Source organism: Rhodobacter sp. 4.3.4, assembly GCF_058724655.1.
This window is the reverse complement of record NZ_CM178967.1, coordinates 2767628-2792619: the sequence shown is the minus strand read 5'-3', so window position 1 is coordinate 2792619 and position 24992 is coordinate 2767628. Positions and strand designations below refer to the sequence as shown.

The window sequence follows — 24992 nt, the reverse complement described above, 5'->3', positions numbered from 1 at the left end:
CCGCGCTTGGCCCGGCCCGGGATACCGGCCCGCCTCAGGCTTGCAGACGCTCCGCGCGCGGTGTCTCTTCCCAGCCTTGGAAATGTGCGATCAGCTTGCCCAGATCCGCGACCGCCGCCGCAAGCGAAGTGGTCGCCGCCGTGGTCTCTTCGAACATCGCGGCGTTTTCCTGCGTGGCGGTATCAAGCTGCCCCAGCGCACGGGTGACTTCCGAGATGCCCTGCTCCTGCTCCGTGGCACTTGCCGCGATCTCGCTGACGCGCCCGGAAATGTCGGAAACCGCGCTGGAAATCGTCTCAAGCGCGGTGCCGCAATCGCGCACCAGCGCCACCCCCTCGCTCACCTGGGCGCCGCTGTCGGCAATCAGACTGCCGATTTGCGCCGCGGATTCGGCCGCCCGTTGCGCCAGCGCCCGGACTTCCGAGGCGACAACGGCAAAGCCCCGACCGGCCTCTCCGGCGCGCGCGGCCTCGACCCCGGCATTCAGCGCCAGAAGATTGGTCTGGAAGGCAATGTCGTCGATCACATTGATGATCCGGGTGATCGCCTGCGAGGAGGCTTCGATCCGCTGCATCGCCTCGACCGCTGCCTGCATCGTCACCTGCGACCGGCCCGCCCGGTCACAGGCATCCTGTGCCAGGTTGCGCACGCTGTTGATCCCGGCATTGGTCTGGCCCACCGCGGCCAGCATCTGATGCATCGCCGAAGCGGTCTCATCCAGCGCCGCGGCCGAGGACTCGGTCCGCCGCGACAGGCTGACGGCGGCATTCGCGATTTCGTCGCTATCGGTGCCGATGCTGTGCGCGGCACTTGAAATCTCGCTGACGATCTGGCGCAGGCTGTCGGCGGCGGCGTTGAAATCGTTCCGCAAGGCCTTGAAGGATTCGCCCGCGAACTGATCGATCGTCACATCGAGCCGCCCTTCGGCCATCGCCCGAAGCGACGCGCTCAGCGAGGTCACGACGCGTTGCAGGGCGGCATCGGCATTGGCGCGTTCGGCGTCGATGGCGGCGCGGCGCGCATCTTCCGCGGCGCGGCGGGCGTCCTCGGCCTCGCGGGCGCGGCTTTGCTCCAGACGTTCGCGCTCAATTTCCTGCCGGGCGCGGTCCCGTTCAAGCTCTGCATTCGCGGCGCGTTCGGCGGCAAGGCGGGTTTCGGTCTCGCGCGCCTGCACCAGGGCCAGCCGGAACCGCTCCAGCGTGCGCGCCATGCGCCCGATCTCGTCGGACCGGTCGCGATGCGGCACGTCATTGTCCAGACGCCCCTGTCCGACCTCGTCCATCGAGACGGTGAGCCGGGTCAGCGGCAGGCTGATCGCACCGGACAGCCGCACCGCCAGCAGCGCCGCCGCCGCGACCACCAAAAGACCGATGCCCAGCACCGCAAGGCTCATCCGAAACAGCGGAGACATCAGTTCGGGCGCCGCCTCGCTGGTCAACAAGGCCCATGTGGTGCCCAGAAACGACAGCGGCCGATAGGCGATGTACCGATCGCCCTGCGCATCTTCCACCCGCACCACGCCGGTTTCGCCCGCAAGCGCGGCCCGGGTCGCGGCGTTTTCCTCGCGCGTGGTCAGGATGTCGTCCGTGGGCGTCGCCTTCAGATCCGAACGCAAAAGCCCGTCCGCCCCGACAAGATAAGCCGCCTTGCTGTCATTGCCATCGGTGACATTCTGCACAGCGGCATTCATCGCCCCGACCGGCAGCTGGATCGCGATCACGCCAAGCCGGTTTCCGGCATCGTCCAGAACGGGCGTGGCGACGAAGGCGGCGGGCAGATCGGCGCTGGGCGCGTAACGGGCGAAATCGCGAAAGGCCGCGCCGCCGCGGGGCAGCGCCATCGATTCGCGAAACACCTCGCCAAGGCCGGTGTCCCGGCCTTCGCCGGTCTGCAGGTTGGTGGCGAAATCGCGTTCCTTGAAAACGGTATAGACGAGATTGCCCTGCGGATCGATCAGGAAGATGTCGTAAAACCCGCGCTCGGCCAGGCGCGTCGCGAGGCCAGGATGCAGGTCGGCATGCAGCGCGTCGTAGGGGCTTCCGTCCTGTGCCGAAACCAGCTTGTTCTTTTCTCCCAGCGGGTTCGGATTGTCGTCGATATAGGTTTTTTGCAGCGTTTCCTGGGCATTGGGAATCTTGCCATAGGCCTGCGTCATTGCCACAAGCGCGCGCTGGATGGCATGATCCTCCGCCATCGACAGCAGATCGGCCCGGGTGCCGTTCAGCAAAAGCTCCAGCGTCTGCGCCGGTCCGCGGGCCAGCGTGTCAAGCGTCGCCTCGGAGCTTTCCAGCAGGGTCTGTCGGGTGATCAGATAGGCGGGCAGGGCGGTGCAAAGCACCGCCATCAGCGCGACCAGCATCATCATCGCCGGCAGACGCCGAGAGAGATCCAACGCATTCATCCATGAAATCATGACAGCCCTTCGACCTTGACCACAGCACCGATCCGGCAGCGTAAAGCGCAAAGCTTAAAATGCTGCGAATGGCTTTGCGGTGCCGCGGGCGCTGCAGCACGACCCGTTCCGGGTTCATCTTCTGAAGCCCGCGTGAGAGCTTAGACCGCACGCTCCGGGCGGGAAGCCCCTGAACTGGCCTGCGTATAACAAGGTGCTCCGGCGCCGTGGAACCCCGCCGAGAGCGTCATGATGCCATTGCCGAAGCCGGGGCCAATGCCGTCCCGCGGCCCCCAAGAACGCCAGGCCGTGGACGGCGATCAAGGCCGGTGCGGTCGTGCGCACCGTGGCCCGGCGCGCATCGAAAGGCCGCGGTCTGGCGCTCTGGCAACGATGGCGGGGCTGCCACCGCCGAAGCCCTGTCGCAACGCAGAGGCATCGGGTGAAACCTCCGGGCCAGCGCCTCACGGCGCGGGGGGTCGACGGTCAGGTGGCGAAGGTCCAGGTCGGTGTCGCGGTGCTCAAAGGCTTTTCCAGGCTCGGAATCCCCGTCGCCAAGGTTTCGGGATAAATCTGTCAGGGCGCAGGGGAGTTCCGGCCTTCAGCTGGTTTGCGCAACAAAAAGCCAAAAATGCCCGAGTGGAGCATCTTTTGTTCAGCGCTGATCCGAAGGAAGTGGCTGGGGTACTAGGATTCGAACCTAGGAATGGCGGTACCAAAAACCGCTGCCTTACCGCTTGGCGATACCCCAACGCTGTGCGGCGGTGTTTAGCCAAGGCTGCGGGGGGGCGCAAGAGGAAAAATCACGAAATCCGTTGCGCTTTTTTTCCGCCGCAGGCAAAGCCGTCGCATGACCCAATATGATGCCATCATCCTTGGTGCGGGGGCCGCCGGGCTCTTCTGTGCCGCCGAAGCCACCCGTCGCGGCCGCCGCGTGATCGTGCTGGATCATGCGCAGCGCCCGGGCGAAAAGATCCGGATCTCGGGCGGCGGGCGGTGCAACTTCACCAACCGCGAGCTGACCCGGCAGAATGCGCCCGAGCGGTTCCTCTCGGAAAACCCCCGTTTCGCGTTGTCGGCGCTCAGCCGCTTCACCCCCGCCGACATGATCGCGCGGATCGACGCCGCGGGCATCGCCTGGCACGAAAAGCACCGCGGCCAGCTGTTCTTCGACGGCAAGGCCTGGCAGCTGGTCGATCTGCTGCTGGCCGATCTGCGCGCGGGCGGCGAGATCCGGCTGGGCTGCTCGGTCGAGACGGTGCGGCAGGGGGCGGGAGGCTTCGAGGTGGCCACCTCGGACGGGATCTTGCGCGCGGCCCGGGTGGTGGTGGCGACGGGGGGCAAGTCGATCCCGAAGCTTGGTGCCAGCGGGCTGGGCTATCGCATCGCCGAAAGCTTCGGGCTGCGGCTGACCGAAACCCGCCCCGGCCTTGTGCCGCTGACCTTTGCCGAACAGGATCTGGGGCGCACCGCGCCTCTGGCGGGGATCGGCCTGCCCGCGCGGGTGCGCCTTGGCAAGCGCAGCCTTGAGGAAGACCTGCTGTTCACCCATCGCGGCCTTTCGGGCCCGGCGATCTTGCAGATCTCCAGCTACTGGCGCGAGGGCGAGGCGCTGGTGATCGATCTGGCGCCCGGGCGCGACATTGCCGGGGAGCTGGCCGCGATTCGTGCCGAGACCGGGCGGATCGCGCTGCACACCGCGCTGGGGCGGCTTCTGCCCGACAAGCTGGCGGCGCTGGCGGTGGCGCAATCGGGCCTGTCGGGGCGGCTGGCCGATCACGGCAACCGCGCGCTGGCGCAGCTGGCGGCGCAGGTGCAGGCCTGGCAGGTGCGCCCGGTGGGGTCCGAGGGCTATCGCACCGCCGAGGTGACAGTGGGCGGCGTCGCGACGGACGGCCTTGAGGCGAAGACGCTGGAGGCGAAAGCGGTGCCGGGGCTGCATTTCATCGGCGAGGTGGTCGATGTGACCGGCTGGCTGGGCGGCTACAATTTCCAGTGGGCCTGGTCCTCGGCCTGGGCGGCGGCGCAGGTTTTGTGAGCGGTGCAGGGGGGCGCTGCCCCCCTCTTGGCCTTTGGCCAATTCACCCCCCGGGATATTTTGAGCAAGATAAAGGATAAAACAGAAGGGGCGCCCGGATCGGACGCCTTTTGCGCTTCATCTTGCCGCAAATATCCCGGGGGGAGTCCGCTTGCGGACGGGGGGCAGCGCCCCCCTTCTTACAGCCGGATCGGATCGGCCTTGGCCAGCCGGTCGAAGGCCATCAGCGTCGCGATCAGCTTCGGCATCTGGTCAAGCGGGATCATGTTCGGCCCGTCCGAAGGCGCGGTGTCGGGCGCCTCATGCGTTTCGATGAAGACCCCGGCGATGCCCAGGCTGACGGCGGCGCGCGCCATCACCGGCGCCATTTCGCGCTGCCCGCCCGAGGCGCCGCCCAGCCCGCCCGGCTGCTGCACCGAATGCGTCGCATCCATGATCACCGGATAGCCGGTCTTCGCCATCACCGGCAGGCCGCGCATGTCGGCCACCAGCGCATTGTAGCCAAAGGACGTGCCGCGCTCGGTCAGCAGGATTTTCTCGTTGCCGGTCGAGGCGACCTTTTCCGCCACATTCGGCATGTCCCAGGGCGCCAGGAACTGCCCCTTCTTGATGTTCACCACGCAGCCGGTTTCGCCTGCCGCAAGCAGAAGATCGGTCTGGCGGCACAAAAACGCCGGGATCTGGATCACATCGACGACCTGCGCCGCGATCCGCGCCTGTTCGGGGTCGTGGATGTCGGTCAGCACCGGACAGCCGAGCTTTGCCCGCACCGTCTCAAGGATCGCCAGACCGGCCTCAAGGCCGACCCCGCGCTTGCCCTTCAGGCTGGTGCGGTTCGCCTTGTCGAAACTGCCCTTGAAGACGAATTGCGCCCCCGCCGCGGCGCAGGCTTCCGCCATCACCTCGGCGATCATCAGCGCATGCGGCAGGCTTTCGAGCTGGCAGGGCCCCGCGATCACCGTCAGCGGCAGGTCGTTGGCCACCGTCAGGCGGCCGATGGTGACAGTCTTCATGCTTTCCTCCGGGATCAGCTCGAGACCTGTTCGCGCAGGATCGAGGCCGTCAGCGACAGCATCAGGTAGATACCCGAAAACACGAGGAAGGCCAGCAGCGTGTCTTCGAAGGCGCGCGGATAGGTGGGCTCGTCCGGCGCCACCGGCCGCACCCCCATTTCCAGATAGCGCACCTGCTTGTTCGCCTCGATCCGCGCCACTTCCATCTGCTGCGCCGCCGCCGCCAGAAGCCCCTGCCGGGTTTCCAGTTCCGCCTCGGCGATGCGCAGCTGGCCGGTGACCGAGGCCAGCGATTCGGTGCTGCCGGTCTTTTCGGTCAGCTGCCGCCGCAGTTCCGCGATCATCGTTTCCAGCCGCGAGATGTCGCCCCGCACCCCCGCCACCCGCGCGGGCGACGGGCTCGGGTTGTCGAGCAGCTGCCCCAGCTCCAGACGTTTCTTCTGCAGTTCGGTCTCGAAGCCGTTCACCTGGCTCATCTTGCCCGCGCCCTCCGCGGCCGGGTCCAGAATGCCCACCTTTTCCTGCAATTCCAGAACCTTGGCCTGGGCGGCAAAGACCTTCTTCTCGGCGTCTTCATAGCTTTCGCGGGCGCCGCGCATCTGGTCTTCGCGCAGCCGCCCGGTCAGCTTGTCCACCTGTTCCTCGGCATAGGAGATCAGCGCCTCGGAAAAGGCCTTCGAGACCTGCGGATCGGCGGCGATCACCTCCATGCGGACCAGCCCCTCCGAGGGGTCGTAGCCGATCTTCACGGTGCGTTTGTAAAGCTTGTAGGCGGATTCGTTCGTCGCGCCGGGTTCCAGCCGCTGGATCGGGTCGATTCCGGGCTGCGAGAAATGCTCCTTGAAGCCCTTGTCCGCCTCAAGCCGCAGCATCGCATCGCGCGACTGCAGGAAGCTTTGCACCGTCACCGAATCCTGGTTCGTCGCCAGCTGCGTTCCCGAAAACAGCCCGCCCAGACCGGAGCTGCCGCCGCCCATGCTGTCGGCCTTCTGGATCACGAATTCGGTCTTCGTGGCATACATCGGCGTGGCGACGGCGAAATAATACCAGCCCGCGATCAGTGTCGGCAGGAAGACGAAAAAGCTCAGCCGGGCCAGCAACAGCCCGATGCGACGACGACGGCGCCGGGCGATGTCACGCTGGATCTTGATGATCTCGCGCGCGCGGGTGCCTTCGTCCAGCGCCGCGGCGCCGCGCGGCGGGGCGGGCACCTGCGCGGGGGAGATCGTCTGCGGCAGCTGCACCCGGGTGTCGGCGCCCGCGCCGTCGATCCGCGCCAGCGCCTTGGTGGTGGCCGAGCCCCCCCGGGCGCCCGGCATCGGCATCGCCGCCGCCTGCGCCGCCGTCTCGGCATCGGCGCGTTCCAGCGCCATCAGCGCGTTGCGGTCGAACGGGTCAATGCCGCGGCGGCGCAACAGCAGCACCGCCTCGAAATCCGAACTCGCCTCGATCCCGTGCTTTTGCGCCGTCCGCCGTGCCAGCCGCAGCTGCCGCCCGGTCAGACCCTCGCCGCGGATGCTGGCGATGTCGGCGTCGCTGGCGCTCTCGGCGGGCGTCTCCCCCTGCGCCGTCTTGCGCGGGGCGGCGGTCGGATAGGGCGCTTCGCCGAACCCGTCCTCCTGCGGCTGAAACAGATCGCTGCCATCGCCCGAAAGCGGTTCCGCCCGGGGGGCAGGCCGGGGTTCGGGTCGGGGTTCGGGCGGTGTCTCCGGCGCGGCGGCCGGGGTCGGAGAGGCGGAGGTCGGAGCTGCGGAAGGCGCCCCGGTCTCGGCCCCCAGCCGTTCGGCGCGGCGGCGCAGCAGCTCCTCGACCGGGGTCAGATCGGCCGAGAGGCCGGGTCTGTCCGCCGGAACCGGCGTTTCGGGGCGGATGCGATACCGGATCGCCTTAGGAATGGTAGTCATACATCCGTTTCGCTTCTTCCAGAGTGTCGAACAGGTAAAGCTGCCCGTCGCGCAGCACGGCGGCGGTGCGGCAGAACTTTTCAAGGGTGCTCGCCTGATGCGAGACGACGATCACCGTCGCCTCCTTCAGCCGGTCGCGCAGGATCGCCCCGGCCTTGCGGTTGAACTCGACATCGGTGGTCGAGGGCATCCCCTCGTCGATCAGATAGATGTCGAATTCCAGCGCAAGCAGCAGCGCGAAAGTCAGCCGCGCCCGCATGCCCTGGCTGTAGGTGCCCACCGGCATGTCGAAATATTCCTCGAGCCCGCACAGCCAGCGGCAGAAGGCTTCGACGTAATCGGGGTCCAGCCCGTAAAGGCGGGCAATGAAGCGGGTGTTCTCGCGCCCGGAATGACGCGGCACGACCCCGCCCATGAAGCCCAGCGGAAACGACACCCGGCAGTTTTTGCGGATCTCGCCCTCGTCGGGTTTTTCCAGCCCCGCCATCATGTTGATGATCGTCGTCTTGCCGGTGCCGTTGGGCGCAAGGATGCCAAGCGAATTGCCCAGCTCGACCCGGAACGAGGCCCGGTCAAGGATCACCTTGCGCCGCTTGCCCGTCCAGAAGGACTTGCTGACATTGTCGAATTCGAGCATCGCTTCCCGGCCTGCCGTGCCGCCTCTTGCCCCGGTCGGTGCCTCCGTCCCGATCGGGGGCACCATCGCCGCGGGTTCCCCTTGCTAAAGACGCATTGGGGCGAGAATATGTCGGAAAGGCCTGTGCGTCCACACGCGCCGCGCGTCTTTTCCTTGCTCCCCGCGGTCTGGCGCAATACGGGGGGCTGAAACGCAATCCGGGGTCGCCGGGGCGGCGCCGCCTGCCCTTGCGCCCGGGGGAAGGAGAGCCCGCGATGACATCCGATCCGACCGCCTATGACCGCGCCCATGCCGCGATGGAGGCCGACCCCGAGAACGAGGCGCTGCGGCTGGCCGTCTATGACCGGCTGGCCGATGCCGAGCTGTTCGTGCTGCTCGAACGCGAACCCGATGCCGAGGATGACATCGTCCCGCAGGTCTTCGAGACCGAGGAGGGCGATTTCGTGCTGGCCTTCGACACCGAGGAGCGGCTGGCGTCCTTTTCCGACGAACCCCTGCCCTATGTGGCGCTGCCCGGCCGGGTAATCGCGCAGGTTCTGGCGGGCGAGGGGGTCGGTCTGGGGGTGAACCTTGGCGTGGCCGAAAGCGCGATGCTGCTGCCGCCCGAGGCGCTGGAATGGCTCTCGCACACGCTGACCCATGCGCCCGAGGCCACGGCGGCGCGGCCGGTGGATTTCTCTGCCCCGTCGCTCTCGCCCGCCGTCCTGGCGCTGCTGCTGCCGGCCTTTCAGGCGAAATTCGAGCAGCTGGCCGGGCTTGCGACCGAGGCGGTGCTGGGCGGTGTCCGCTATGACGACGGGCGGCGCGGCCATGTGCTGGCCTTTCTGGGCGCCCCCGACCCGGCGCGGGCGGGCATTGCCAAGGCGATGGGCGAGGCGCTGATGTTTTCGGGCCTTGAAGCCGGGGAGCTTGACGTGACCTTCCTTGACGCCGCGGACCCGGCGGCGCGGGAGCTGCTGGACAAGGGGCTGGTGCTGCCTTTGCCCGAGCGGGTGGTGGAAGAGGTGCAGGAGCTGAAGCTGACCGCCCCCGGCATGGACCCGGACAAGCCGCCGATCCTGCGCTGAGGCGGGATTTCGGGCGGATCAGAAAAGGCACGGCCTTTCCCCGCCGCCATGGGCGGGGCGGGCGCTGGCCGGGACGCTTTGGCGCCCCGGCGGTCATGCGACATCTGTTTCGCGTGACCTCGGCGATGGCCTCGGTCAGCCGACCCATCGTTTTGGTTGCGCGAATCCGCAGGATTGGTCATAACTTTTGACCGGAGCGGAGGAGAACGCCATGCAGATGCCCCTTCCCAGCGCCAGGGTGCTGGCCGAAAAGGCTTTGATCGTCAAACGCCTGCGGGCGATCCTGCCGCGCGATTCGGTGATCGACGATCCTGCCGAAACCCGGGCCTATGAATGCGATGCGCTTTCGGCCTATCGCTGCGCCCCCCTGGCGGTCGTGCTGCCGCGCACCACCGAAGAAGTCGCGGCCTGTCTGAAGCTGTGCCACCAGATGGGCGTTCCGGTGGTGCCGCGCGGCGCGGGGACTTCGCTGGCCGGGGGCTCGATGCCGTCTGCCGATGCCGTCGTGCTGGGGCTGGCGCGGATGAACCGGGTGCTGGAGGTCGATTACGCGAACCGCTTCATCCGGGTCGAGGCCGGGCGCACGAACCTGTCGGTCACCGGCGCGATCGAGGCCGAAGGCTGGTTTTACGCCCCCGACCCGTCGAGCCAGCTCGCCTGCGCCATCGCGGGCAATATCGGGATGAATTCGGGCGGGGCGCATTGTCTTAAATACGGTGTCACCACGAATAACCTTTTGGGCGTCAAGCTGGTGACGATGCAGGGCGAGGTGGTCGAGATCGGCGGGCCTTATTGCGACGCGGGCGGGTTGGACCTTCTGGGCGTCATTTGCGGCTCGGAAGGGCAATTGGGGGTGGTGACCGAGGCCACCTTGCGCATCCTGCGCCAGCCCGAAGGCGCGCGCCCGGTGCTGATCGGCTTTGCGTCGAACGAGGTTGCGGGGGCCTGCGTCGCCGACATCATCCGCGCGGGCATCCTGCCCGTGGCGATCGAATTCATGGACCGCCCCTGCATCGAGGCGACCGAGGCCTTTTGCCATGCGGGCTACCCCGAGTGCGAGGCGCTTTTGATCGTCGAATGCGAGGGGTCGCAAGCCGAGATCGCCGAGCAGCTGGGCCTGATCCGGCAGATCGCGATGACCCACGACCCGGTGGAGTTCCGCGAGGCGCAATCGCCCGAGGAGGCGAAGCGGATTTGGCTGGGCCGCAAATCGGCCTTCGGCGCGATGGGGCAAAAGGGCGATTACATGTGTCTGGACGGGACGATTCCGGTCTCGGCCCTGCCGATGGTGCTGCGCCGGATCGGCGAGATTTCCCGCGACTTCGGGCTGGAGGTCGGCAATGTCTTTCACGCCGGCGATGGCAACATGCATCCCTTGATCATCTACAACGCCAATGAACCCGGGCAGCAAGAGCTGTGCGAGCGGATGGGGGCGGAGATCCTGAAGCTTTGCGTCGAGGCGGGCGGTTGTCTGACCGGCGAGCATGGCGTGGGGATCGAAAAGCGCGATCTGATGGCGGTGCAATTCGCCCCTGCGGATCTGGAGGCGCAGATGCGGGTCAAGGATGTCTTTGATCCGAAGTGGTTGCTGAATGCCGCGAAGGTGTTTCCGCTCGATGTCAGCGCGTCGCGGCGGGGGTAAGGCAGGCCGGGGGCGCTGCCCCCGGACCCCCGGGATATTTACGGCAAGATGAAAGCAGGGCCGATGAAGGTTGAAAGCGAAAGTCAGCTGGTCGAGGCGGTGCGCGGGGCGCGGGCGCCCTTGCGGATCGCTGGCGGTGGCACGCGGCCGGTGGGCGCTTTGGCCGGGGAGCCGCTGCAGGTGGCGATTTCGGGGATTTCGCTTTACGAGCCGGGGGCGCTGACGCTGATTGCCGGGGCGGGCACGCCGCTGTCCGAGATCGAGGCGGCGGTGGCCGCCGAAGGCCAGCGGCTGCCCTTTGAGCCCGCGCGCTGGGGCGCGCTGCTGGGGGCTGCGGGCGAAAGCACGATCGGCGGGGTGGTGGCGGCCAATGTCTCGGGGCCGCGGCGGGTGCAGGCGGGGGCCTGCCGCGACAGTCTGATCGGGGTGCGCTTTGTCGATGGCACCGGGGCGGCGGTGAAGAACGGCGGGCGGGTGATGAAGAATGTCACCGGCTATGATCTGGTCAAGCTGATGGCCGGGTCCTGGGGGACGCTGGGCGTTTTGAGCGAGGTGGCCTTCAAGCTTCTGCCCGCCGCGCCCGCGCAGGCGACTTTGGTGATCGATGTGCCGCTTTCCGAGGCGGCCAAGGTGCTGGCGGCGGCGCTTGGCTCGCAATTCGATGTTTCGGGCGCGGGCTGGTTGCCCGGGGTGGGGGCGATTGTCCGCATCGAGGGGCTGGAGCAATCCGTGGCCTATCGCGCCGGGCGGTTGGCCGAGGTCCTCGCGGCCTGGGCGCCGAAAGTGATGCGCGACGAGGGCGCGGGGCTGTGGCGCGATCTGGCCGGGGCGGTGCCGCTGCAGGGTCAGCCGGGCGATCTGTGGCGGTTTTCGGTCAAGCCCTCGGACGGGCCGCAGGTCGCGGCGCGGCTCGGTGGGCGGGCGGTGCTCGACTGGGGCGGCGGGCTGGTCTGGGCGCGGGTGGCGCCCGGCACCGATGCGCGCCAGCTGGCCGCGCCCTATGCGGGCCATGCCACCTGTCTGCGCGGCGCTTTCCCGGCCTTTGAACCCGAAGCCGCGCCGGTGGCCGCGCTGCGCCGCGGGCTGCGGGACCGCTTTGATCCGAAAGGCCTTTTCAACCCCGGAAAGATGGGCTGATGCAGACGAATTTCACGCCCGAGCAGCTGGCCGATCCCGCGCTGGCCCGCGCCAACCAGATCCTGCGCAGCTGTGTGCATTGCGGTTTTTGCACCGCCACCTGCCCCAGCTATCAGGTGCTGGGCGACGAGCTCGACAGCCCGCGCGGGCGCATCTATCTGATCAAGGAGATGCTGGAAACCGGCCGCCCCGCCGATGCCCGCACGGCAAAGCATATCGACCGCTGTCTGGGCTGTCTGGCCTGCATGACCACCTGTCCTTCGGGCGTCGATTACATGCATCTGATCGACCAGGCCCGGGCGCATGTGGACCGCACCTATAAACGCCCGCTGCTCGATCGGGCGCTGCGCTTCCTGCTGGCGAAAACCGTGCCGCATCCGGCCCGGTTCCGCCTTGCAATGACGGCGGCGCGGTGGGCGAAACCCCTGGCCCGGGCCGTCCCCGATGCGCGGCTGCGCGCGATGCTGGCGCTCGCGCCCGAGCGGCTGCCCAAGCCCTCGCCCAATGTGAAACCGCAGGTCTTTCCGGCGCTGGGCCCCCGGCGCTATCGCGTGGCGCTGCAGACCGGCTGCGCGCAAAAGGCGCTTGATACCGATATCAACGACGCGACGATCCGGCTGTTGCGGCGGCTGGGCTGCGAGGTGGTCATTCCGCAGAAACTGGGCTGTTGCGGCGCGCTTGTGCATCACATGGGCCGCGAGGCCGAGGCGCATGGCCAGGCCGCGGCCAATATCCGCGCCTATCTGGCGGCGGGGCGGCTGGATGCGATCATCATCAACACTTCGGGCTGCGGCACGACGGTGAAGGATTACGGCAGCTATTTCGCAGGCACGCCCTTGCAGGAGGAGGCCGCGCAGGTGGCGGGCCTTGCCCGCGATATCACCGAGTTTGTGGCGGATATCGGCCTGCCCGAGGCGGCGCCGAAGCCGCTGCGCGTCGCCTATCATGCCGCCTGTTCGCTGCAGCATGGCCAGCAGATCAGGACCGCGCCCAAGGATCTTTTGAAAGCCGCGGGCTTCACCGTGGTCGAACCCGCCGACAGCCATCTGTGCTGCGGCTCGGCGGGCACCTACAACCTGCTGCAACCCGAGATTTCGGGCGAGCTGAAACGGCGCAAGGTCGCGACGCTTGAGGCCACCGCGCCGCAGCTGATCGCGACGGGCAATATCGGCTGCATGATGCAGATCGGCTCGGGCACCGGGCTGCCCGTCGTGCATACGGTCGAGCTGCTCGACTGGGCCACGGGCGGGCCGAAACCGCCGCGGCTGGCGGCCCTGCCTTAATCTTGCCCAAGGCGCAGGCTAGGCAGAGGGACCGGACCGGAGTGACACATGCGCCTGCGCCTTGCCCTTGCCCTGATCGCGCTTTGCGCCGCCCCCGTTGCGGCGTTCGAAAGCGGGCTCAAGCTTCTGGCGACCGGCAATGACAGCCGCGGCTGGGAGGCGGTCGGGCGGCTTGATCTCGGCCATGGCAGTTTCTGCACCGGCACGCTGATTGCCCCCGATCTGGTGCTGACGGCGGCGCATTGTCTTTATGATCCGAAGACGCAAAAGATGATCGACACCCGCGCGATCGAGTTTCAGGCCGGGCTGCGCAACGGCCGCGCCGTCGCCTATCGCAATGCCCGCCGTGCCGTTGCGCATCCGTCCTATCAATATCTTGGGCCGCGGCAGTTCGATCTTGTGGGCTATGATCTGGCGCTGGTGCAGCTCGATCAGCCGATCCGGCTGCCGCAGGTGCAGCCCTTCGCGCTCGATACCTCTCCCGCCGAGGGCGATACGGTCGGTGTCGTTTCCTATGCCCATGACCGCGCCGAGGCCCCGGCGCTGCAAAGCATGTGCAACGTGCTGACCCGCGACAGCGATGTCGTGCTGATGAATTGCGCCGCCGATTTCGGATCGTCGGGGGCGCCGGTCTTCGCCATGCGCAGCTTCGAGCCGAAGATCGTCTCGGTCGTGTCGGCCAAGGCGGAGCTGCGCGGCAAAAAGGTCTCGCTGGGCACCTTGGTCGAGCGGGTCGAGGCGGTGCGGGCGGAACTGGCGCTGCCCGACAGCACCGCCCCGGTGAACGAGACGCGCCGCATCGGCGGGGCGAAATTCATCCGGCCCTGACCCGTCCCGGGCCATGTCGGCCGCATCACGCCCGCTCCGGGGCCCGAATCCGGCGCGGCATCACCTTTCAGGGATATTGCAAGCAGCATATGATGGAGCCTTTAAGGCGTTGAAATAAAAATGAAAATATTGAATATATTTTCATCTGGCGGCTCGGTTCGGTAAATTCAGTCGCTGGCGGCCAAACATCGCGGCTTGCAGCCCCTTCCCCCGGGCGGGGCGCCGGTTCAGGCTTGCCCGACGCGTAAAACCGGGGGAAGCTGGGGCAGAGGATCAAAGCGGTGGTGTCGATGTTCGAAGGTCATGGGTGGTTGCTGCCGATTCTGGACGATCTGATCGCGCATTGCGAAATCCAGGCGCTGCGCTCGACCTCGGCCGGGCTGCAGGCGGCGCGGGTGGCGCTGGTGGCGCATTGCGGGCCGCGCGGTCAGGCGCTGGCAGAGGATCCGCAGGAACGCTGGCTGGGCGAGGTGATCGACGAGCTGGTCCGCTATTGCCACCAGCAGGGGCTGGAGGAGGTCGAGACCCGGCTGATGCGCGCGCGGGACGCCTGGCATGCCGAGGCCCATCCGCCGCCGCGCGGCAATGTGCTGACCTTCCCCGCAGGCTTCGGACGCGCGCGCGACGAGCCTGCCTGAACCGGGCTCAGGCGGGCTGCCGCTTGCGGTCGTGCTGCCAGAGCCTTGCGAAATCGGGCGCCGAGAGCGGCACCGAGAACAGATAGCCCTGCAGCACGTCGCAGCCCAGATCGCGCAGGATCTCCGCTTGGGCTGCGGTTTCGACGCCCTCGGCCACGGTGGCGGTGCCCAGCGTCTCGGCGATTTCGATGATCGCGCGCACCAGATTGCGCGCCTGCGGATCGCGGCCCAGCGGCGCGACGATGCGGCGGTCGATCTTCAGCGCCGAGGGGGCGATCTGCATCAGCCCGATGATCGAGGCATGGCCCGAGCCGAAATCGTCGATCTCGATGTCGATGCCCGCCTCGCGGATCGCGTCGAGATGGAAGCGGAAAAGATCGGTTTCATCCTCGACCAGGATCGATTCGAGCAGCTCGAAAGTCACCCGCGTCTCGCCGCGGGCAATCGTCCGCGCCGCCCGCACCACATCGGGGTCGTGCATCCGCCCCGAAGAGACGTTGAAGCTGATTTTCGGCACGATCAGCCCGCGCTCGCGCCAGAAGGCCAGCGACTCGCGCGCGCGTTCCATCACCACGCGGTCGATCTCGGGCACCAGACGCAGCTGCTCGGCCACATGCATGAAGGCCTGCGGCGTCAGCAGGCCGCGTTGGGGGTGGCGCCAGCGCAGCAGCGTCTCGACCCCGGTCAGGCGGTGATCGCGGGCCGAGACCTGCGCCTGAAAGAACGGCTCGAATTCGTTGCGCTCAAGCCCTTCCTGGATCTCGGCCGCCAGTTCGCGGTCGCGGCGCAGGTTCTGATGCAGCTCGGGGGTGAAGAATTCCATCCGGTTGCGGCCGGTTTCCTTGGCCCGATAAAGCGCGGCATCGGCGAAGAACTGGATTTCCGGGCCGGTGCTGGCCAGGTTCTCCGCCTCGGCGATCCCGAAAGAGGCGCCAAAGCGGCATTGCCGCCCGGCGAACATCAGCGGTTCGAGGAGCTTGTCCTGAATCCGCCGGATCAGCGTTCCGGCATCCTCGCGGCCCAGCCCGCGCGCCAGAATCACCGAGAATTCGTCGCCGCCGATCCGGGCCGCGAAATCGCCCTCGCGCAGGCAGTCGCGCAGCACGTCGGCCACGCGGCACAGCACCAGATCGCCCGCATCATGGCCCAGCGTGTCGTTCACATGCTTGAACCGGTCGAGGTCGATACGGATCAGCGTGCAGCGGCAGCCGCCCGCGGCCTTCGCCTGCGCGATCCGGTTCGCCAGCACCTGATCGTAATAGCGCCGGTTCGGCAGCCCGGTCAGCCCGTCATGCAGCGCCTGCCATTCGTTCGCGCGCTGCCGATCCTCGGCCAGCCGGTAGGCTTGCCGCAATTCGGCCTCGCGCTGCACATCGGTCGTGACATCGTGCAGCGCGCCGGTCCAGACCACCGACCCGTCGGCCAGAGGCTTGGCGGTGGCGGAATTCGACAGCCAGACCCGGCCGCGCCGCGGATGCAGGATGCAGAAGCGCTGGTTCCACAGGTCGAAATGGTTCTGCCAGGCGTCGTCGCAGGTCAGGAACGACAGCAGGGCGTCCAGATCAAGGTGACTGTCCTCGCGTCCCGCCTCACCCAGCAGGGTCACGCCGCCCGCCTCCAGCCCGAGCAGGTTGCGGAACTGCGGGCTGGTATAGGCAACGATCGAGCGGCCGTTGCGGAACCTTTGCACCTCGTAAAGGCCGACCGGGGCCACCGCGGCGATCGAGGCCAGACGTTCATGCGCCTGCAGCGCGGCGGCGGCGGCATGCGTCGCCCGGGCCTCGGTTTCGACATTCTCGGTGACATCGAGGATCTGGCCAAACCAGCACACCGCGGCATCGGCGCGGCGGAAGGGTGCTGCGGCGACGCTGAGCCAGCGCAGGCCGCGGGCGGGATGGCGGACCGAGAGCCGCATCTCGATCGCCGCGCCGCCGCGCTGCGCCGCGGTTGCGCGCCGCAGCAGCCGGGTGATCTGCGCGCGCGGCACATGGCGGAAGACGGCGCGGGCGTCGTTCAGGATCTCGCCGCCCGGGACCCCGGCCAGATCGGGCAGCCGGGCGCTGAAATAGGGCAGCCGCATCTGCCCCGAAGCGCCCATCCGGAATTCGAAGAGCGCGCCCGGCGCATTGTCGGCCAAAGTGTCGAGCCGCTCGCGCGCAAGGCGGGCGGCCTTGGCGGCATCGGCCAGCCGGGTCTCGGTTTCCTTGGCCTGATCGATGCAGATCAGCGCCCCGGCCACCAGCGGCGGCAGGCCCGGATCGCCGCGCTCGACGCGGCGGGCGACGGCGCGATACCAGTGATAGCTGCCGTCCTTGTGCTGGCGGCGGTGGACATGGTCGAAAAGCGGCGTGCGGCCCGCCCTCTGATCCTCCATTGCGGCGCGCACCCCGGGCAGATCCTCGGGGTGGACGAGGCTGCACCAGCCCGCATCGGTGGTCGGGAACTCGTCCGGTTCGAAGCCGAACAGCCGATAGGTCTCGTCGGGGGTCCAGGCCTCGCCCTGCAGCGGGCTGGAGCAGAAATGCCCGATCCCGGCGCAAAGCCCCGAGGTGCGCAGCATTTCTTCGCGTTGCTGGGCGCGGTGGCGGGCGTGCTGGGCTTCGGCCAGGGCGCGGGCGATCAGCGCCTCGTCGGTCTTGCGGGCGCTGATGTCGGTCAGGCTGCCGCACAGGGTCACCGGCTGGCAGGGCGTCGCCTGCGGCATCCGGTAGCCGCGCGCGGTGAACCAGGCCCAGTCGCCATCGGCGCGGCGCAGGCGCATGTCCTGGCTGAACCGGTCGCTGCGCCCGCGGGTCAGCGCGACAAAGGCCCGCTGCATCCTGATCCGGTCGGCGGGATGGATGCGGGCGGCCAGCCCGGCCAGATCCAAAGCCGGCCGCGCCGGCAGCCCAAGCATCGCCGCCAGATGCGGGCTCAGCTCGCCGCTGCGATGACCGGGGTGATAGACCCAGGGCGCCAGATCGCTGTTTTCGGTCGAGATTCGCAGCACTTCGGCGCTTTCCCGGGCCTTGCGGCGGGCCTCCTCGGTGGCGCGCAGCGCGGCAAGGCCGGTGCAGAGGATGCGCCCGTCCCCCCCGGCCGAGGCCCGTTCGTCCATGTCGAGCACCAGCACGATCCAGAGCGGTCCAGTGCCGCCCCCCGTCTCGCCCGCAGCCTTGCCCGCGGTCTCGGCCGTGGCGGGCCAGACCAGCGCCTCGACGACATGGGGAGGCGCCGCGGCGCGGTCGAGCGCCAGCCTGAACCGCGTCGCATCGCGGACCCCGCCGCCCCGCAGCGCCGCCAGAATCCGGGTCCCCAGCGCGCAGGGGATCACCTCGGCCAGGCGCAGACCGGAAAGCCCGGTCCCCGAAACGGCAGGCCGGGCGGTGCCGAAGACCCGGTCGGCCTCGGCATTGGCGGCCAGAATCCGCCCCGGAGACGAGACGACGAAAGCGGCGCCGGGACAGGCGGCCAGCAGGGCAATGAGCGGCGCAGAGGTCAGGGACATCAGGAATGGACCCTTCGAATGAATGCGACTCACCAAACCCCGAACCGGTTAAGGTGGCGTTTCCAGCCGCGCAAAAGGATCGGAGCGGGACGATTTCGCTCAGGGCGTTCAGGCGGGATCGCCCCGCACACGCAGGCGTTGCGCCCGGTGGTGCGACATTTTGTCATGCCGCCCGGCGGCGGGTGATTTGTCCGCGATCGCCCCGCCCGCACACACACCGTTGCACGCTCAGGTTGAAAAACTCCTTTGTGATCAAGGGCTTTTGTCAATCTTTGGCTAACTATCCCGCGGTTAGGATTGGTTACCACTCACGCAGACGACCCTCTTCCACTCAAAGAGAACCCCGATGAATGCACTCACTCCGACCTCCCTTTCCCGGGAGGGCGAAGCCGATTTCGGCTTCCATGAGCTTTTCTTTTCGCGCACCGACAGCCGGGGCGTGATCCAGTCTGGCAACGAGGTCTTCCGCCGCATCTCCGGCTATGGCTGGGGCGATCTTCTGGGCGCGCCGCACAAGATCGTGCGCCATCCCGACACGCCGCGCGGGGTGTTCCGCATCCTGTGGACGGCGCTGGGCAAGGGCGATCCGGTGGGCGCCTATGTGAAGAACCGCGCCCGCAACGGCGATCACTACTGGGTCTTCGCGGTGCTGCTGCCGGTTCCGGGCGGGTTCCTGTCGGTGCGGATGAAACCCTCGACGCCGCTGTTTGCCCGGGTCCGCGACATCTATGCCGAGATCGCGCAGCGCGAACGCGCCGAGGGGCTGGACCCGGCCGAGGGGGCCTTGGCGCTGCGCGACTTTGCCGCCACGGCCGGGTATTCGAGCTACACAAGTTTCATGGCCGCGGCGATGGGGCAGGAGCTGGCGGCCCGCGACGCCCGGCTGGGCCGTCCGGCCGATGCCCGCACCGCGCAGCTGATCGCGCTCAACACCTCGCTCGAGCAGGTCTCGCGCGAGGAACGCAACCTTTTGCGCAGCTTCGAGGCGCTGCAATCGGTGCCCAACAACATGCGCATCATCGCCTCGCGGCTGGAGCCCTCGGGCGGGCCGGTCTCGGCGATTTCGGAAAACTACCGCAGCTCGTCGCAGGTGATTTCGGAACGGCTGCGCAGCTTCGTCTCCGGGCCGGACAACCTGTGCGACCGGGTGTCCCGGCAGGCGTCGAAGGCGCTGTTCCTGATCGGGGCGCATCGGGTGCTGTCGGAGATGCGGCAGACCTTCGCCGATGCGACGCCGGTGCCGGGGATCGACTGGGCGCAGGAACGCCAGACCCTGAACGCGATCGACGCCCAGGCGCAGCGCGACACCGGCGCGGCGATGGAACAGGCGATCGCCCATGCCGAGGTGCTGGGCCGCGCCAGCGCCGAGATCCGCCGTCAGATGCTGGGGCTCGACACGATCCGGGTGCTGGGCCGGGTGGAGACCGGGCGGATGCGTGGCACCAACACGCAGCTTTCGGCGACGATCGACCAGCTCGACGTGTCGCATTCCGACATCCGGCTGCGGCTGGAAACGATCATGCGGCTCTCGGAGGGGATTGGCACGTCGATGCGGATGTTCCAGCGCATGCAGCGCATGGAGTAAGCCGGTGCTAGGCGGGGCTGTCACAGCCCCGCCCGCGCCAGCGCCCGGTCGGTCAGCTGGTTCAGCAGCAGTGTCAGCGCCAGAATGACCAGAAGCGCCGCGAACATCAGATCGATCCGCATCCGGGCGTTCGCCATCAGCATCAGATAGCCGAGTCCGCTGGAGGCTCCGACCCATTCGCCGATCACCGCGCCGGTGGGCGCATAGGTGACGGCGATGCGCAGCCCGGCGGCGCCCTGCGGCAGCGCATGCGGCAGGCGCAGCCAGATCAGGCTGCGCAGCCGTGACGCCCGGGCGATCCGCGCCAGATCGAGCACCGGCGCGGGCGTGGCGCAAAGCCCGTCATGCAGGCCCGAGGCGACGGGAAAGACCACCAGCAGCGCCACCATCGCCACCTTCGGCCCCGGCCCGTAGCCCAGCCACAGTGTCAGCACCGGCGCCAGCACGAAGACCGGCAGCGCCTGCGCCCCCGCCAGCACCGGGCCGATCAGCCGTTGCAGTCCGGGCGCCAGCGCCATCGCCAGTGCCAGCGTGACGCCAAGGCCGGTGCCAAGCGCCAGCCCGGCCGCGGTCTCGGTCAGGGTGGTCAGGGCGTGCTGCCCGATCAGGCCGCGCTCTCGCCACAGCGTTTCGAACACCCGCAAGGGCGGCGGCAGCACGAAGGCGGGCACCAGCGCCGCGGCGCAGACCGCCTGCCACAGCGCGAAAATCGCCAGAACCGGCCAGATCCGCGCGCTCATGGCCGCCGCATCCGCGCCAGAAGCGCCGCCGCCGCCTGCGCCAGCCCCGGATCGGCGAGCGGCACCGGACGCGGACCGGGCAGGGGCGGGATCTGGTGCAGCAGGGCATCTTGCAGCAGCAAAACCCGGTCGCCCAGCCGCAGCGCCTCGGTCGGATCATGCGTCACCATCACCACGGTCTTGCCCGCAAGACAGGCCGCCGCCAGATCCTGCATCGCCGCGCGGGTGGGGGCATCGAGCGCGGAAAAGGGTTCATCCAGCGCCACCAGCGCGGCATCGTCGGCCAGCACCCGGGCCAGCGCCAGCCGCTGCCGCTCGCCGCCCGACAGCGCCTCGGGCCGGTCGGTGCCGCGGCCCGCCAGCCCGACGGCCTCCAGCAGCGCCTCGGCCCGGGCGCGGGGCAGGGGCTCGCCACGCAGCCGCGCCATCAGCCGCAGATTGCCCAGAACCGACAGCCGCGGCTGCAACAGATCGGCCTGCGCCATCCAGCCGATGCGGTCGGGCGCCTGCCGGGTCCCCTCCAGCCGGGCCGCGACGGGCAGCCCGGCCAAAAGCCGCAACAGCGTCGATTTCCCGGCGCCCGAGGCCCCCAGAAGGCAGGTCCAGCCGGGGGTCAGCCGCAGGTCAAGCTGGCGCAGCAGCGGGCGATCGCCCAGCCAGACCTGACCCGCAAGCGCGACGGTCATTTGCCCACCGCGATCGTCTCCACCGGCGGGGCGGTGGCGATCAGCCCGGTCTCGACCAGAAAGACGCCGAAATCGCGGTAGCGCGCGACATCCAGCGCCGCCGGATCGCGGGCGAAATGCGGCCAGGTGTCGGGCCAGGCCTTCGCATTCAGCGGGTCATCCAGTTCCGCCGCATGGGCGCGGAACGTGTCCCAGCCCGCCTGCGGATCGGCGGCGATCTCGGCGGCGGCGCGGCCGGTGGCGGCCAGAAACCGGGCGATGCGGTCATCCCCCGCCAGATCGGCGCGGGCGAGATAGATCAGCTCGTCATAGGCGGGCACGCCGTTTTCCTCGGGCAGGAAGCAGCGGCCCTGATGGCCGATGGCCGCCATCTGATGCAGCTCGAAATTGCGAAACGCCCCCGAGACCGCCGCGACCTGCCCGGTCGCCACCGCGGGCGTCAGCGCGAAATTGACGTTGATCGTCTCGACCTCGGCGGGATCGACGCCGTTGTGGCGCAGCATCCGCTGCATCAGCGCCGCCTCGATCCCGGCGAGCGAATAGCCGACCTTGCGACCGCGCAGATCGGCCATCGTCCGCACCGGCCCCGCGGCATCGGCCATGACGCAGTAAAGCGGCGCATCGATCAGCGTGCCGACCCGTTTCAGACCAAGCCCCGCGGCGTGCTGCAGATAAAGCTGCGGCTGATAGCTGACTGCCAGATCGACCTGCCCGGCGGCGGCCATCTTCGGCGGGTCCGAGGGATCGGCGGGCGGGATCAGCGTCACATCGAGTCCGGCCTCGGTGAAATAGCCGCGCTCGGCGGCGACGATGATCGGCCCGTGATCGGGGTTCACGAACCAATCGAGCATGACCGAGAGGCTCTCGGCGGCCTCGGCCCGCGGCGCAATCAGCAGCAGGGCAAGCAGAAGGGGTTTCATCTTACGACCTTTGGGCAAAGAAGTGATCCAGCGGGCCATGGCCTTGTCCGACCGAAAGCCGGTCGGCCGCGGCGATGGCGCGCAGGGTATAGGCGCGGGCGGCGGCGGCGGCCTGGCGCAGATCGGGGATGCGGGCCAGCTGCGTCGCCAGCGCCGAAGACAGGGTGCAGCCGGTGCCATGGGTGTTCTGCGTTTCGACGCGCGGCGCCTCGAACCAGAGCTCGCCCTGCGCATCCAGCAGCAGATCGGGGCAGATGGCCCCGGGCAGATGCCCGCCCTTGAGATAGACCGCCCGCGCGCCGAGCACCCGCAGCCCGCGCGCCTGCGCGACCATCTCGGCCCGGCCCTGCGCGACGGCGCAGCCCAGAAGATCGGCCGCCTCGGGCAGGTTCGGGGTGATCACCGCGGCGCGCGGCAGCAGGATCTGGCGCAGCGCCGTCACCGCCTCGGCGGCCAAGAGCCGGTCGCCGCCCTTCGCCACCATCACCGGGTCCAGGACGAGAGGGGCGGCAAGCCCCCCGAGCGCCGCGGCGACGGCGGCGATGGTCGCGCCATCGCCCAGCATGCCGATCTTCACCGCATCGATGCGGATATCGGCGCGGATCGCGGCGATCTGCGCCGTCACCATCTCGGGGCGGACCGGATCGACGCCGGTCACGCCGCAGGTGTTTTGTGCGGTCAGCGCGGTCAGCGCCGCCATCGCATAGCCGCCATTGGCGGAAATCGCCTTGAGATCCGCCTGAATCCCCGCCCCGCCCGAGGGGTCGGAGCCGGCGATCGAAAGAATGTTGGGGATCATCCGCGCCTCCAGTCCTGCACCAGCGCCCGGCAGGCAGCCTCGGCGTCGGGGGCGCGGGTGACGGCGGACACCACGGCCATCCCGGCGACGCCCGCGGCTTTCAGCGCCGGAATGTCGGCCCGGGTCAGCCCGCCGATGGCGAGCGTGGGCACCGCGACCAGCCGGGCGATCCGGGCCAGACCGTCAAAGCCGAAGGGTGCGGCGGCATCGGGTTTCGTCGCCGTCTCGCGCACCGGCCCGGCGCCGATGTAATCGACACAGCCGAGCAGGGCGCGGGCCTGCGCCTCGGTGTCGATCGAAAGACCGAGCAGCATCCCCGCCCCGATCCGGGCGCGGATGGCGACGGGGTCGCCGTCGCCTTGCCCGATATGCAGCCCGTCCGCCCCGGCGGCGATCGCCACCTCGATCCGGTCATTGAGGAAGAGCTTCACCCCATGCGCCCGCATCTCGGGCAACAGCTGCCGGGCGAGCGCCAGCAGCTCGGCATCCGAAGCGGTCTTGTCGCGCAGCTGCACCGCACGGGCGCCGCCGCGAGCCGCGGCGCGGGCCTGATCGGGCACGGAAAGCGCCGCGCCCGGGTCGGTGATGACGTAAACCGGCCCGATCATGCCGCGCTCACCTTTGCCCCGGCACTCAGCGCCTCGGGCGTCAGATTGGCCAGCGCGTCCAGGAACGCCACGGCGAAACTGCCCGGGCCTTGCGCGGTCCGCGCGGCGATCTCGCCCGCCAGACCGTAATAGGCCATCGCCGCCACCGTCGCCTCAAGCGGCTTTTGCCCGACCAGAAAGGCCGCGATCACGCCATTGAGCGAACAGCCGAGCGCGGTCACCTGCGGCATCAGCGCATGGCCATTGCCGATGCGGAAGGCGCGGCTCCCGTCGGTGACGTAATCGACCGGCCCCGAGACCGCGACCACCCCGCCGGTCTGCCCGGCCAGCTGCACCGCCGCCGTCTCCGCCGCCGCGACGGTGTCGCGCGCATCGACGCCATGCGCCTGCCCGCCCAGCCCCGCCAGCGCGAGGATCTCCGAGGCATTGGCGCGGATCACCGTCGGGCGCAGATCAAGCAGCCGGGCGCAAAGATCCTTGCGGAACTGCGTCGCGCCGATGCCGACCGGATCGAGTACCCAGGGCCGGTCGAGCCGCCGCATCACCCGCGCCGCCTGCACCATGGCTTCGGCCCAGTTGGCATCCGCCGTGCCGATATTCACCGACAGCGCATTGCAAAGCGCGGCAAATTCCGTCACTTCGGGCAAGCCATGCAGCATCGCGGGCGAGGCGCCCACCGCCAGCTCGATATTCGCCATCACGTTCATCGCGACGAAATTGGTGATGTTGTGCACCAGCGGCGCGGCGGCGCGCATCCGGGCAAGCTGCTGTCCGACATCTGCGAACGGTGCGGTTTCGGTCATCGGTCCTCCCATGACGCGGAAGACCGAAGCCGGGCGGGCAGGGACCCGGCACCGGTTGCGGACTCCCTACGCCAGCATGATCTGGTTCAGGTTCAAAGGGTGCTTCTCAGCCCGGATCCCCGGACGCCCCTGTCGCAGCGGCAAGGAAGCACGGATGGCGGGGCTTGTCCAGTAGCCCCGGTGCGGGCGCCGGTGCGGGGTCAGGGCGCGGTCGCGCGCAGCCGCGCCTCGGCCCGGGCGAGGTCTTCGGGGGTGTTGAGATTGGCGAAGGGATCGGGCGTCGTGTCGAAGGGCACGGCGACCGCCCCCGCCAGACCGGCGCGCATCCGCCGCTCGCCCGCGGCGAAGAGCGCGTCGATCCGGGCGCGGTCCGCCACCGGCCAGAGTGCTGCGGTGTAATGGTTGCGCCCGAAGCTTTGCGCATGGGCGGGACACCCCGCCGCGGCCAGCCGTTCCACCAGATCGGCGGGCAGAAACGGCGTGTCGGTGGCCACGCTGACCAGCGCCCCGGCGCCCATCCCGACTGCCCAGTCCAGCCCGGCACGGATGCCCGCCAGCGGGCCAAGCCCCGATTCCCCGGGCCAGTCGGGCAGCACCGGCAGGCCAAGGCCGAAGCGGTCCGGGTCGCCATTGGCCGAGATCGCCACCGCGGCGACCTGCGGCGCGAGCCGTTCCAGCACCCGCGCGATCAGCGGCAGGCCCAAAAGCGGCAGCAGCGCCTTTTCGCGCCCCATCCGCCGCCCCTGACCGCCCGCCAGAATGACCCCCACGATCCGCATGCGCCG

General features: G+C 68.9%; 20 protein-coding genes, 1 tRNA gene and 1 riboswitch. Of the genes, 8 read left to right on the top strand and 13 right to left on the bottom strand.

Annotation, left to right across the window (positions count from 1 at the left end; genetic code table 11):
- Nucleotides 1-34: 34 nt before the first annotated feature.
- Together AC4PTB_RS13740 and AC4PTB_RS13735 are read right to left on the bottom strand one after the other, a co-directional pair.
- Nucleotides 35-2365 carry a methyl-accepting chemotaxis protein gene (locus AC4PTB_RS13740; RefSeq protein ID WP_492190484.1) on the bottom strand — a complete coding sequence of 777 codons (2331 nt, stop codon included), beginning with the start codon at nucleotides 2363-2365 and terminating at the stop codon, nucleotides 35-37.
- A gap of 703 nt (nucleotides 2366-3068) precedes the next feature.
- Nucleotides 3069-3143, bottom strand: a tRNA-Gln gene (locus AC4PTB_RS13735).
- Nucleotides 3144-3242: 99 nt separating this feature from the next.
- Between AC4PTB_RS13735 and AC4PTB_RS13730 the strand changes: the two genes are divergently transcribed.
- Complete coding sequence (locus tag AC4PTB_RS13730; protein ID WP_492190483.1) at nucleotides 3243-4430, top strand: BaiN/RdsA family NAD(P)/FAD-dependent oxidoreductase; 1188 nt, start codon at nucleotides 3243-3245, stop codon at nucleotides 4428-4430.
- A gap of 179 nt (nucleotides 4431-4609) precedes the next feature.
- Here the strand turns inward: AC4PTB_RS13730 and kdsA are convergent, their stop codons facing one another.
- From kdsA to AC4PTB_RS13715, 3 genes are read right to left on the bottom strand one after another with little or no spacing between them, the layout of a single operon-like run.
- Nucleotides 4610-5443, bottom strand: coding sequence for a 3-deoxy-8-phosphooctulonate synthase (kdsA, locus tag AC4PTB_RS13725; RefSeq protein ID WP_492190482.1), 834 nt, complete (start codon nucleotides 5441-5443; stop codon nucleotides 4610-4612).
- Between the two features lie 14 nt (nucleotides 5444-5457).
- Nucleotides 5458-7347, bottom strand: coding sequence for a KpsE/RkpR family capsule polysaccharide export protein (locus AC4PTB_RS13720; RefSeq protein WP_492190481.1), 1890 nt, complete (start codon nucleotides 7345-7347; stop codon nucleotides 5458-5460).
- A complete protein-coding gene (locus AC4PTB_RS13715) occupies nucleotides 7331-7984 on the bottom strand; it encodes an ABC transporter ATP-binding protein (protein ID WP_492192643.1) in 654 nt (217 codons plus the stop codon). Before AC4PTB_RS13715 ends, AC4PTB_RS13720 begins: the two co-directional genes overlap by 17 nt.
- 254 nt (nucleotides 7985-8238) lie before the next feature.
- Here AC4PTB_RS13715 and AC4PTB_RS13710 point away from each other — a divergent pair, with 254 nt between their 5' ends.
- From AC4PTB_RS13710 to AC4PTB_RS13685, 6 genes are all read left to right on the top strand, one after another.
- Complete coding sequence (locus AC4PTB_RS13710) at nucleotides 8239-9051, top strand: SseB family protein (protein ID WP_492190480.1); 813 nt, start codon at nucleotides 8239-8241, stop codon at nucleotides 9049-9051.
- Nucleotides 9052-9262: 211 nt separating this feature from the next.
- A complete protein-coding gene (locus AC4PTB_RS13705; protein WP_492190479.1) occupies nucleotides 9263-10693 on the top strand; it encodes an FAD-linked oxidase C-terminal domain-containing protein in 1431 nt (476 codons plus the stop codon).
- A gap of 63 nt (nucleotides 10694-10756) precedes the next feature.
- Nucleotides 10757-11830 carry an FAD-binding protein gene (locus AC4PTB_RS13700; protein WP_492190478.1) on the top strand — a complete coding sequence of 358 codons (1074 nt, stop codon included), beginning with the start codon at nucleotides 10757-10759 and terminating at the stop codon, nucleotides 11828-11830.
- A complete protein-coding gene (gene glcF / locus AC4PTB_RS13695; protein WP_492190477.1) occupies nucleotides 11830-13113 on the top strand; it encodes a glycolate oxidase subunit GlcF in 1284 nt (427 codons plus the stop codon). The genes AC4PTB_RS13700 and glcF overlap by 1 nt, the downstream gene beginning before the upstream one ends.
- Nucleotides 13114-13161: 48 nt before the next feature.
- On the top strand, nucleotides 13162-13941 hold the full coding sequence (locus tag AC4PTB_RS13690) for a trypsin-like serine peptidase (RefSeq protein ID WP_492190476.1): 780 nt from the start codon (nucleotides 13162-13164) through the stop codon (nucleotides 13939-13941).
- A 284-nt stretch (nucleotides 13942-14225) separates the two neighbouring features.
- Nucleotides 14226-14579: a hypothetical protein gene (locus AC4PTB_RS13685; RefSeq protein ID WP_492190475.1), complete on the top strand. Its 354-nt coding sequence runs from the start codon at nucleotides 14226-14228 to the stop codon at nucleotides 14577-14579.
- A 7-nt stretch (nucleotides 14580-14586) separates the two neighbouring features.
- Here the strand turns inward: AC4PTB_RS13685 and AC4PTB_RS13680 are convergent, their stop codons facing one another.
- On the bottom strand, nucleotides 14587-18066 hold the full coding sequence (locus AC4PTB_RS13680; protein WP_492190474.1) for an EAL domain-containing protein: 3480 nt from the start codon (nucleotides 18064-18066) through the stop codon (nucleotides 14587-14589).
- Between the two features lie 346 nt (nucleotides 18067-18412).
- Between AC4PTB_RS13680 and AC4PTB_RS13675 the strand changes: the two genes are divergently transcribed.
- Nucleotides 18413-19651 carry a PAS domain-containing protein gene (locus tag AC4PTB_RS13675; RefSeq protein WP_492190473.1) on the top strand — a complete coding sequence of 413 codons (1239 nt, stop codon included), beginning with the start codon at nucleotides 18413-18415 and terminating at the stop codon, nucleotides 19649-19651.
- A 20-nt stretch (nucleotides 19652-19671) separates the two neighbouring features.
- On the opposite strand, the gene AC4PTB_RS13670 is transcribed toward AC4PTB_RS13675, so the two are convergent.
- The 7 genes from AC4PTB_RS13670 to mobA all read right to left on the bottom strand — a co-directional run bounded on the left by AC4PTB_RS13670 (nucleotide 19672) and on the right by mobA (nucleotide 24986).
- On the bottom strand, nucleotides 19672-20391 hold the full coding sequence (locus tag AC4PTB_RS13670) for an ABC transporter permease (RefSeq protein WP_492190472.1): 720 nt from the start codon (nucleotides 20389-20391) through the stop codon (nucleotides 19672-19674).
- Complete coding sequence (locus AC4PTB_RS13665) at nucleotides 20388-21077, bottom strand: ATP-binding cassette domain-containing protein (RefSeq protein WP_492190471.1); 690 nt, start codon at nucleotides 21075-21077, stop codon at nucleotides 20388-20390. The genes AC4PTB_RS13670 and AC4PTB_RS13665 overlap by 4 nt, the downstream gene beginning before the upstream one ends.
- A complete protein-coding gene (locus AC4PTB_RS13660; RefSeq protein ID WP_492190470.1) occupies nucleotides 21074-21997 on the bottom strand; it encodes an ABC transporter substrate-binding protein in 924 nt (307 codons plus the stop codon). Before AC4PTB_RS13660 ends, AC4PTB_RS13665 begins: the two co-directional genes overlap by 4 nt.
- A 1-nt stretch (nucleotide 21998) precedes the next feature.
- Complete coding sequence (thiD, locus tag AC4PTB_RS13655) at nucleotides 21999-22796, bottom strand: bifunctional hydroxymethylpyrimidine kinase/phosphomethylpyrimidine kinase (protein ID WP_492190469.1); 798 nt, start codon at nucleotides 22794-22796, stop codon at nucleotides 21999-22001.
- Nucleotides 22793-23404: a thiamine phosphate synthase gene (gene thiE / locus AC4PTB_RS13650; RefSeq protein ID WP_492190468.1), complete on the bottom strand. Its 612-nt coding sequence runs from the start codon at nucleotides 23402-23404 to the stop codon at nucleotides 22793-22795. The genes thiD and thiE overlap by 4 nt, the downstream gene beginning before the upstream one ends.
- A complete protein-coding gene (gene thiM, locus AC4PTB_RS13645) occupies nucleotides 23401-24207 on the bottom strand; it encodes a hydroxyethylthiazole kinase (protein WP_492190467.1) in 807 nt (268 codons plus the stop codon). The genes thiE and thiM overlap by 4 nt, the downstream gene beginning before the upstream one ends.
- Before the next feature lie 45 nt (nucleotides 24208-24252).
- Nucleotides 24253-24348: riboswitch (TPP riboswitch) on the bottom strand.
- 59 nt (nucleotides 24349-24407) lie between these two features.
- Nucleotides 24408-24986, bottom strand: coding sequence for a molybdenum cofactor guanylyltransferase MobA (gene mobA, locus AC4PTB_RS13640; RefSeq protein ID WP_492190466.1), 579 nt, complete (start codon nucleotides 24984-24986; stop codon nucleotides 24408-24410).
- Between the last annotated feature and the right edge of the window lie 6 nt (nucleotides 24987-24992).

What these genes read in the sequence shown, in the direction of transcription:
- AC4PTB_RS13740 (WP_492190484.1), bottom strand. Translation starts at nt 2,365, where the DNA reads ATGATGATGCTGGTCGCGCTGATGGCGGTGCTTTGCACCGCCCTGCCC.
- AC4PTB_RS13730 (WP_492190483.1), top strand. Translation starts at nt 3,243, where the DNA reads ATGACCCAATATGATGCCATCATCCTTGGTGCGGGGGCCGCCGGGCTC.
- kdsA (WP_492190482.1), bottom strand. Translation starts at nt 5,443, where the DNA reads ATGAAGACTGTCACCATCGGCCGCCTGACGGTGGCCAACGACCTGCCG.
- AC4PTB_RS13720 (WP_492190481.1), bottom strand. Translation starts at nt 7,347, where the DNA reads ATGACTACCATTCCTAAGGCGATCCGGTATCGCATCCGCCCCGAAACG.
- AC4PTB_RS13715 (WP_492192643.1), bottom strand. Translation starts at nt 7,984, where the DNA reads ATGCTCGAATTCGACAATGTCAGCAAGTCCTTCTGGACGGGCAAGCGG.
- AC4PTB_RS13710 (WP_492190480.1), top strand. Translation starts at nt 8,239, where the DNA reads ATGACATCCGATCCGACCGCCTATGACCGCGCCCATGCCGCGATGGAG.
- AC4PTB_RS13705 (WP_492190479.1), top strand. Translation starts at nt 9,263, where the DNA reads ATGCAGATGCCCCTTCCCAGCGCCAGGGTGCTGGCCGAAAAGGCTTTG.
- AC4PTB_RS13700 (WP_492190478.1), top strand. Translation starts at nt 10,757, where the DNA reads ATGAAGGTTGAAAGCGAAAGTCAGCTGGTCGAGGCGGTGCGCGGGGCG.
- glcF (WP_492190477.1), top strand. Translation starts at nt 11,830, where the DNA reads ATGCAGACGAATTTCACGCCCGAGCAGCTGGCCGATCCCGCGCTGGCC.
- AC4PTB_RS13690 (WP_492190476.1), top strand. Translation starts at nt 13,162, where the DNA reads ATGCGCCTGCGCCTTGCCCTTGCCCTGATCGCGCTTTGCGCCGCCCCC.
- AC4PTB_RS13680 (WP_492190474.1), bottom strand. Translation starts at nt 18,066, where the DNA reads ATGTCCCTGACCTCTGCGCCGCTCATTGCCCTGCTGGCCGCCTGTCCC.
- AC4PTB_RS13675 (WP_492190473.1), top strand. Translation starts at nt 18,413, where the DNA reads ATGAATGCACTCACTCCGACCTCCCTTTCCCGGGAGGGCGAAGCCGAT.
- AC4PTB_RS13670 (WP_492190472.1), bottom strand. Translation starts at nt 20,391, where the DNA reads ATGAGCGCGCGGATCTGGCCGGTTCTGGCGATTTTCGCGCTGTGGCAG.
- AC4PTB_RS13665 (WP_492190471.1), bottom strand. Translation starts at nt 21,077, where the DNA reads ATGACCGTCGCGCTTGCGGGTCAGGTCTGGCTGGGCGATCGCCCGCTG.
- AC4PTB_RS13660 (WP_492190470.1), bottom strand. Translation starts at nt 21,997, where the DNA reads ATGAAACCCCTTCTGCTTGCCCTGCTGCTGATTGCGCCGCGGGCCGAG.
- thiD (WP_492190469.1), bottom strand. Translation starts at nt 22,796, where the DNA reads ATGATCCCCAACATTCTTTCGATCGCCGGCTCCGACCCCTCGGGCGGG.
- thiE (WP_492190468.1), bottom strand. Translation starts at nt 23,404, where the DNA reads ATGATCGGGCCGGTTTACGTCATCACCGACCCGGGCGCGGCGCTTTCC.
- thiM (WP_492190467.1), bottom strand. Translation starts at nt 24,207, where the DNA reads ATGACCGAAACCGCACCGTTCGCAGATGTCGGACAGCAGCTTGCCCGG.
- mobA (WP_492190466.1), bottom strand. Translation starts at nt 24,986, where the DNA reads ATGCGGATCGTGGGGGTCATTCTGGCGGGCGGTCAGGGGCGGCGGATG.